This window comes from Streptomyces sp. NPDC044002, from assembly GCF_056434525.1.
This window is the reverse complement of the sequence record NZ_JBWKEZ010000083.1, coordinates 23,103-30,643: the sequence shown is the minus strand read 5'-3', so window position 1 is coordinate 30,643 and position 7,541 is coordinate 23,103. Positions and strand designations below refer to the sequence as shown.

Below are 7,541 nucleotides of genomic sequence, written 5' to 3'. Positions count from 1 at the left end.
TCAAACGCCGCGCGGGCTGGAATTTCGCTGCGCGAAATCCAGCCCCGCCGGCGTTCGGCAACTCCAGCCCCGCCGGCGTTTGAGGCGCGGGGGTCTGGGGGCGGAGCCCCCAGGAGGGGTCCGGGCACAGCCCGGGGAACGGGCGAAGGGCGGGGCGGGGAGCAGCCCGCGCAGCGGCGCCCCCGCACCGCCGGACGGCTACCGCCGCCGGGTCAGCGACAGCAGGTCACGCGCCGGCCCCGCCGGACGGGTGCCCGTCGGCCAGACGGCGCGCAGGGCCCGGGACAGGGCGGCCCCCGGCACCGGGACCTCCACCAGGCGGCGGGACGCCAGCTCGTCGTCCAGCGCGAGTTCCGACAGGACGCACGGCCCCGCCCCACTGAGCGCCGCCGCCTTGACGGCAGTGGTGGAGGCCAGCTCCAGCAGCGGCTGGGCCAGCCCCCCGGACGGGGCCAGCGCGGCATCCAGGACCTGCCGCGTCCCCGACCCCCGCTCCCGCAGGATCAGCGGGCCGCGGGCCAGCTCGGCCGGCTCCACCCCCTTCGAGCGCCGCGCCCACGGGTGCGTCGGGGCCACCGCCACCACCAGCCGGTCCTGGGCGATGACAGCCGAATCCAGCCCGTCGGGCACCGACAGCCCCTCCACGAAGCCCAGGTCGGCCTCGTGCGCCAGCACCCGCTGGGCGACATCGGCGGAGTTCCCCGCGTGCAGGGACACCGCCGTGTCGGGCCGCTCCCCGCGCAGGGCGATCAGCCACCCCGGCAGCAGGTACTCGGCGATGGTCATGCTGGCGGCCACCCGCAGCCGCGAGTCCCGCCGCCCGCGCAGCGCCTGCGCGCCCGCGTCGAAGGCCTCGGCGGCCTCCACCACCCGCCGGGCCCAGTCCGTGACGAGCGCGCCCTCCGCCGTCAGCGTCGAGCCGCGCGGTGAGCGGTCCACCAGCGCCACGCCGAGCCGGGCCTCCATCGCCCGGATGCGGCTGCTCGCGGCCGGCTGCGTGATCCCGAGGCGCCGGGCGGCGCCGCTGAGGCTGCCGACCCGTGCGACCGTGAGCAGCAGTTCCAGCGCGCCCAGGTCCGGCACGCGGTGCGCGAGCGGGACCGACTCCTCGTTACCCATAACATCAGTTTATGGCCTCATAGACATGTGGTCTCTGCCGTACGGCCCTGCCCGGCGGGACGCTGGACCCATGGCCACCACCGTCCTACGCCCCCGCACCACCGCCGCACCCGTCCTGCGGACCCACAAGGTCCCGCGGCTGCGCCACCTCGCCCCCAACTGGTACGCCTCCGTCATGGGCACGGCGATCATCGCCAACGCCGGCGCGGCCCTCCCGTACCAGCTCCCCGGTCAGCGCGTGGCCTGCCAGCTCGTCTGGGCGCTGTCCGCCGCGGCCCTCGCCGTGCTGCTGACCGCCCGCGCCGGGCACTGGCTGCACCACCGCGACCAGGCCCGCGCCCACCTCCTCGACCCCGCCGTCGCCCCGTTCTACGGCTGCCTCGCCATGGCCCTGCTGGCCGTCGGCGCCGGCACCCTGACCGTCGGCAAGGACCTGATCGGTACCGGCACCGCCATCGCCGTCGACACCGTGCTCTTCACCGCCGGCACCGTGATCGGCCTGGTCATGGCCGTGGTCGTGCCCTACCTGATGGTGGTGCGGCACAAGGTCGAGGCCTCCCAGGCCACCCCCGTGTGGCTGCTGCCCGTGGTCTCCCCCATGGTCTCCGCCGCCGTCGGGCCCCTGCTGGTCCCCCACCTGCCCGCCGGGCAGGCCCGCGAGGCGCTGCTGCTGGCCTGCTACGCCATGTTCGGCATCAGCCTGCTGGCCACCCTGCTGCTGCTCCCCCTGGTCTTCGGCCGGCTGATCGTGAGCGGGCCCCTGCCCCTGGCGCTGACCCCGACCCTGTTCCTGGTCCTCGGCCCCCTCGGCCAGTCCACCACCGCCGTGAACCAGCTCGCCGACGTGGCGCCCGGCGCCATCGACGCCCCCTACGCCGGTGCCCTCGGCGCCTTCGCCGTGGTCTACGGGGTCCCCGTGATGGGCTTCGCCCTGCTGTGGCTGGCCCTGGCCGCGTCGATGCTGGTCCGGGCCGCCCGGGACGGCATGGGCTTCGCGATGACCTGGTGGGCCCTGACCTTCCCCGTCGGCACCTGCGTCACCGGCGCCGCCGGGCTGGCCCGCCACACCGGGCTGGACGCCTTCTCCTGGCTGGCCACCGCCCTCTTCCTGGGCCTGGTCACCGCCTGGCTGCTGGCCGCCGTCCACACCCTGCGCGGCCTGTTCGCCGGCCGGCTGCTCCCCGCCGCGCAGGCGGCCTAAGGCCGCAGGGCCGCCGCCAGCACCTGCGGGGCCTCCGCCAGTGAGGGCCCGTACCAGGTGAGGTGGCGGCCGCTGACCAGTGCGGCCCGGAGGCCCGGGAAGGCCTCCGGGCCGTCGTCCGCGGTGAAGGCGTACGGCTCGTCCGGGAGCACCACCAGGTCGCAGCCGCTCCCGGCGAGCTCCTCCACCGGCACCCTCGGGTACCGCTCGGGGTGACCGACGTACGCGTTGCGCACCCCCAGCCGGGCCAGCAGGTCGCCCGCGAAGGTGTCGCGGCCGAGCACCATCCAGGGCCGCCGCCAGACCGGCACGAAGGCGGTGAGTTCCCCGACGGGTTCCACCGCAGCCCAGGCCTCCTCGGCCCGGTCCAGCCACTCGGGGCGCTCCAGCCCCAGCGCGCCCACCAGGACGCGGTCCAGCTCGGCGAAGGCCTGCGGCAGGTCCCGGATCTCGGTGACCAGCACCTCCACCCCGGCCGCGCGCAGCGCCTCCAGGTCGGGGGCCCGGTTCTCCTCCTCGTTGGCGATCACCAGGTCGGGGCGCAGCTCCACGACCGCGCGTACGTCGGGGTTCTTCGTGCCCCCGATGCGCACCACGTCCCCGAGGTCCGCCGGGTGCGTGCACCAGTCGGTGGCCCCCGCCAGCACGCCGGGCGCGCTGACGGCGACCGCCTCGGTCAGGGAGGGCACGAGCGAGACGACGCGCACCGGCTCAGTGCCCCGGCGACGGCGGCTCGGAGGTGGCGTGGATGTGGTCGCCGACCGCGACGACCAGCAGCCGGGTGTCCTCGCTGACCGCGCGCCAGCGGTGGCGCACCCCGCCGGAGAGGAACAGCGCGTCCCCGCTCTCCAGCCGGTACGCCCGCCCCTCGGCCTCCACCTGGCAGGCGCCGGAGACCACGTACATCAGTTCGTCGTTGCGGTGCTGGTACTCGCGGCCTGCGTCCTGGTCTCCGGTGAACTCCAGCGCGTGCAGCTGGTGGTGGCCGCGCACGAGGGGCCGTACGCCCATCACGGGGGTGAGGCCGGACTCGTCGCCGGCCCGTACGAGGTCCACGGTGCGCGCCGTGTCGGAGGCGGCCAGCAGGTCCACGGCCGTGGTCTCCAGGGCGTCGGCGACCCGCTCCAGCGAACGCATGCTGGGGCGGGCGCGCTCGTTCTCTATCTGGCTCAGGAAGGGGACGGACAGACCGCTGCGCGCCGAAACGGCGGCGAGGGTCAGGTGCAGCGCGCGGCGCCGCTTGCGCACGGCGACACCCACCCGCAGCGGCTCCTTGGAGTCCTTCTCCTTGTCGCCGGCGTCGGTCGCGCCCGCCCGTGCGGGCGCGTACTCCCTGCCGTCTTCGGCGTCCGCGATGCTTCCGTCTTCCTTGCCGTTCATGTCGGGGCTGCCCTCCCCTGTCCTCGTCGCACATCGGTGTGCTGTAAGCACCTTACGCAGCAACCGCCCCCGGATTCGCGTGCAAGAGCCCACCGGGCCGCGACCCGGTGGATTCCCGTCGTTGCCCGGTTACCCTACGTGGCCTCCGCCCGCGCGCCACAGCGCACGGTCGCCGTCGAGGACCACCAGGTCACCGGCGGGGCGGACCAGCAGCCGGGCGCCGGGGTGGCCGGAGGTGCCGCTGCTCCACAGGTTCGCGCCCGCGGAGGTGCGTACGGTCAGCTCGCCGTCGGCGGAGAAGTGGGCCTCGTTGCCGGCGCCCTCGGTGCCGGCGTTCCACAGGAGGCTGCCGCCCTGGGCGAGCAGGACGAGGTCGCCGTCGGCCTTGAGGGTCAGGCGTACGCTGCCCGCGTCGAGGACGTCGCCGGCGCGCAGGACGCTGCCGCGGTGGACCTCGACGGAACGGTCGAGCTTCCCTTCGGCCAGCGCGCGCAGGGTGGGCAGCGAGGGCGTGAAGGCGTAGAGGGCGCCCTCGGTGCGGACGAACCGGCCGAAGCCCAGGGTGGTGGCGCGGCTGCCGGTCGCGGACTCGGTCTCGAAGGTGACGGGGGACTCCGGGCCGAGGACCGGGTCGGCCCCCACGCGGGGGTTGCGGGCGGGCGGGAAGTCGACGTCGTTGATCCACCGCTTGGTGAGGAACTCGAACTGCTGCACGAGGTCGGCCTGGTAGCCGACGAAGACCAGGCCGCGCGGGGCCTCCTGTTCCCCGGCGGGCCGGTCGAAGTCGTAGGCCGGGCCGTACGGGATGCCGCGCCGGATGATCCGCCGTCCGTCCAGGTCGGCGGCGGCCAGCGGGGGCCGGCCGGGGGTGATGACGAGGCCGTCGCGCGGGTTGCCCTTGCGGATGTGCGCGAACAGCGGGGTGTGCCAGCCGTCGGGGTCGCCCGCGTACTTCAGGGTGGCGTCCGGGTCCGTGCCGAGGGGTGCGGGCTGCTCGGCGAGCGGGCAGCCGGCGATGGGGGTGCCGCCGGGCCAGCGGCCGACGAGGCGGGCCGCGACCCAGGTGGCGGTGGCCTCCGGCGGTGCGGCCCCGGACTTCTTCAGGTCGGCCAGCCGCTCCCGGGCCTGGGCCCACCAGCCGGGGACGTCCTGGGCGAGCCGGCGGACCACCTGGAAGGAGCCGCCGGTGGCCCAGGCGGGCAGTCCGGCGGGCCGCCGCCCGACCTTCTCCTGCCCCACGAGGAACTCCCCGGGCGGAACCAGCCGGGTGCCGGGCTTGCCCTGCACGGTGGTCGCGTCGGCCGGGTCGGGCGCGTGGAAGCCGCGTACGCCGGGCTGGCTGATGCCGTCGGAGAAGCCGAAGTGCTCGTGCCCCTTCAGTGCCCCGGGGAGCTTGCCCGCGTCCTGCCGGAAGACGATCTCGCCGCGGGCCGGACCGAGGGCCTTCTTGTGGCGGTCGACGGCTGCGGTGAGCTTGGCGGGGTCGTCGGCGGACAGGCTGAGCACGGCGTGCACGGCGCGCTCGGGCTCCTCGGCGCCGAACAGCCACGAGCCGGGCCCGCTGTCGCCGGTGTCGCCGAGCTCCTCCGCGCGCTCGGCGGGGCCCTGCGCGAACGCCTCGGCGGTGCTGCCCGCGGGCAGGGCCGGGAAGGGTTCGCGGCCGGCGAGCAGGCGCAGCCCGGCGTGGGTCAGGGACAGCCCGGTCCACTGGGCGGAGAGCCCGGCCGGGTCGGAGCCGCCCGCCTTGAGCCGGGCCGCGCTGAAGGCGGCGTTGAAGCGGGCCATCTCCTCGGTGGTGGAGATCTCCGGCACCAGCCGGCCCAGCCAGGTCCGGGCCCGGGCGGCGTCGCGGAAGTGCAGGAGCAGCAGGCAGGCGTGGTCCTTGCGGGAGCCCGCGAGGATGTCGCCCTGGGTGGTGCGGTCGGAGCGCAGGGGCAGGGCGTCGGACGGGGCGGGGGCCGGGGCGGACCGGCCCGCCGCCCCCGGGGGTGCCGCCGCCGTCGCCGCCGTCGCCTGCCCGGCGGCGTACGGGCACACGGTGAGCGCGGCGGCGGCCGCCGCCCCGGCCCTGATGACGGTCCTGCGGGCGGGGGTGGGGGGCTGCACGTCGTCCATCGGGTCTCCTGGGTGTGGGGCGGAGGAGGGCGGGCGGGGCGGTGGCCGGGTCGGCGGATCGGCCGGAGGCCGGGTCGGGGCGGGACGCTGGATCGGGTCGGGACGCCGGATCGGCCGGAGGCCGGGTCGGCGGGTCAGCGGGTCAGCGGGTCAGCGGGTCAGCGGGTCAGCGGTTCGGGTCGGCGGGTCAGGTCAGCCGGATCCAGCGCGCGACGCTGGGTACGCCCTTCGCGTCGAGGAGGAAGAGCATGTGGTGGCCGGGGGCCGCGGCGGCGGACGCCGGCGGGGCCTGGAGGGTGAGGAGCCCGCCCTCCCGCCGCTCGATGCGCAGCTCGGCCCGCCCCCGGACCCCGGCCCCGGCCCCGGCGGCGTGCGGGGCGCCGGCCGGGGCCAGCAGCACGGCCCGCCGTACCCGGTCCGGGGTGCCGGTGCGCACCAGGAAGCGGTCGCCTGGGGCGAGGGGCGCGGCCGGCACCTCGTCGAGCGCGGGCCGGGGTCCCTGGTACAGGTAGGCCGGCTCGTAGACCTCAATGGTGCCGTGCATGTCGTCGCGGAGGTCCGCGTCGTGGGCGGTCTGCTGGAGTTCGTCGCCGGTGATCACGACGCGGCCGTCGGGCAGGACCAGGGCGCTGGAGTGGTGGCCCCGCGGCAGCCGCTGCACCGGGCCGAGGCGCCAGCCGCCCTTGGTGTCGCGCAGCTCCAGCTGGCGGTACCTCAGGTCGGGGGCGGGGCTGAGCAGGCCGCTGGCGTAGTCGTGGATGTCGTAGGCGCCGCTCGCGGTGAGCAGGGTCCCGTCGGGCATCAGGACGGTGTTGTCGCCGGGGCGGCCGGCGGCGGGCGCGTACGAGGGGCCCGCGGCCCCGACGGGGTGGCCGAGCACGGGGAAGCGTTCCACCGCCGGGGGCCTGGTCCCCCACAGCGGGCCCGTCCTGCCGCCCGGGAAGCCCGCCCGGCGGGCGGCGGCCGTCTCCTGCTCGCGGCTCCAGGTCTCGGTCCAGGGGTCGAAGACCAGCGAGAGCCCGCTGCCGGCGGTGCCTCCGAAGACGCCGAGCCGGCCGCTGGGCAGGAGGGCGTGCCCGGTGCGGAAGAAGGGGGCGGTCGTGGGCGGGGTGACCTTGGTGAACGACCCGGCCCCGGTGCCCTTCGCGGGGTCCCACAGGAAGGCGCGGCCGGTACCGGTGTGCTCGAAGGAGAACAGCAGCACCTTTCCGGTGGGCAGCAGGGCGGTGTGCGCGCCGAAGTCCGGGGAGTCGAAGTACTCGGTGAACGCGCCGTACACCGCCGGGCGGAAGCCCGCGTTCGCCCTGGCCTGAGACTCCGTCAGGGAGGCGAGGCGGACCGCCCTGGCGCCGTCCGGGCGGCCGGCCTCGTCGCGGATCGCGAGGCGCGTACGGGCGTGCGCCTCGGCGTGCTCGGGGCCCAGGCCGCGCGACTCCGCCGGCGAGACCTCCCTGCGGACCCGTTCGCGCAGCTCGCCGGGAGCCTGCCGGGCGGGCGCGGCCGGATCGGGCGGCGCGTCACGGGCCGCGGCGGGGCCGGCGGGGAGCAGGGACAGCACGGTGCTCGCGACGAGGACGCGGGCGACTCCGCGACGGGGCATGCGGAACCCTCACATGACGGGGGACGGGCACGGCCGGACGGGCGGAGCGCCCTGCCGGTGATCCACACCTTCCGCGAGGGTCCGCGAACGCGCGCGCCGGGCGAACTGTTTGAGTGACGATCAGGT

General features: G+C 76.4%; 6 protein-coding genes. 1 reads left to right on the top strand and 5 read right to left on the bottom strand.

The annotated features are described in order from the left end of the window. Nucleotides 1-198 precede the first annotated feature (198 nt). Nucleotides 199-1,119, bottom strand: a complete 921-nt coding sequence (locus AC07A6_RS36805) for a LysR family transcriptional regulator (RefSeq protein WP_478780020.1) — start codon at nucleotides 1,117-1,119, stop codon at nucleotides 199-201. A 70-nt stretch (nucleotides 1,120-1,189) separates the two neighbouring features. Here AC07A6_RS36805 and AC07A6_RS36800 point away from each other — a divergent pair, with 70 nt between their 5' ends. Next, nucleotides 1,190-2,320: a TDT family transporter gene (locus AC07A6_RS36800; protein WP_478780019.1), complete on the top strand. Its 1,131-nt coding sequence runs from the start codon at nucleotides 1,190-1,192 to the stop codon at nucleotides 2,318-2,320. Here AC07A6_RS36800 and AC07A6_RS36795 read toward each other — a convergent pair. From AC07A6_RS36795 to AC07A6_RS36780, 4 genes are all read right to left on the bottom strand, one after another. Further along, nucleotides 2,317-3,027, bottom strand: a complete 711-nt coding sequence (locus tag AC07A6_RS36795) for a helical backbone metal receptor (RefSeq protein ID WP_478780018.1) — start codon at nucleotides 3,025-3,027, stop codon at nucleotides 2,317-2,319. The two genes, AC07A6_RS36800 and AC07A6_RS36795, sit on opposite strands and share 4 nt — an antisense overlap. Nucleotides 3,028-3,031: 4 nt before the next feature. After that, nucleotides 3,032-3,580, bottom strand: a complete 549-nt coding sequence (locus AC07A6_RS36790; protein WP_362474134.1) for a helix-turn-helix domain-containing protein — start codon at nucleotides 3,578-3,580, stop codon at nucleotides 3,032-3,034. A 249-nt stretch (nucleotides 3,581-3,829) separates the two neighbouring features. Beyond that, a complete protein-coding gene (locus tag AC07A6_RS36785) occupies nucleotides 3,830-5,815 on the bottom strand; it encodes a Dyp-type peroxidase (protein WP_478780017.1) in 1,986 nt (661 codons plus the stop codon). Nucleotides 5,816-6,002: 187 nt separating this feature from the next. Then, complete coding sequence (locus AC07A6_RS36780; RefSeq protein ID WP_478780016.1) at nucleotides 6,003-7,415, bottom strand: galactose oxidase-like domain-containing protein; 1,413 nt, start codon at nucleotides 7,413-7,415, stop codon at nucleotides 6,003-6,005. Nucleotides 7,416-7,541 lie beyond the last annotated feature (126 nt).